Origin of the sequence: Falsihalocynthiibacter sp. S25ZX9 (genome assembly GCF_041205405.1) — a bacterium.
GTDB classification, from domain to species: Bacteria; Pseudomonadota; Alphaproteobacteria; order Rhodobacterales; family Rhodobacteraceae; genus Falsihalocynthiibacter; species Falsihalocynthiibacter arcticus.
In genome coordinates this window covers 1-309 of the sequence record NZ_JBGFCD010000210.1, presented here as the reverse complement: position 1 = coordinate 309, position 309 = coordinate 1, and the positions used below count along the sequence as shown (strand labels likewise).

The following is a 309-nucleotide window of genomic DNA, read 5'->3' as shown; positions in this document are numbered from 1 at the left end:
AAACCATGTCAACATTCACGCCTTTACCCGTGATATCCCAAATGGCCTTGCCGAATTTGCGCGCCTCATTGAACCAGTCTTTGTATTCGGGGCTATTTACCGTCGGGAGTTGCCCCAAACAGTTGAAGTCTTTGCGATTAATGACCCCTTTTGCCCCCAGCCCGAGCACAAATGCGCGTTTTTCTTCATCGGAAATGACCCCAATTGCATTCGCCACAGCGGTATTAATGAGCTGAATAGCAAAGCTGCCCAACCCACCAGAGGCCCCCCAAACCAAAACATTTTGGCCCGGTTTCAACTCATGTGGAT

General features: G+C 49.8%; 1 pseudogene. It reads right to left on the bottom strand.

Going from position 1 to position 309, the window contains the following annotated elements:
- Positions 1-309 (bottom strand): annotated as a pseudogene (locus tag AB9F29_RS21950) (crotonyl-CoA carboxylase/reductase); the annotation flags it as partial.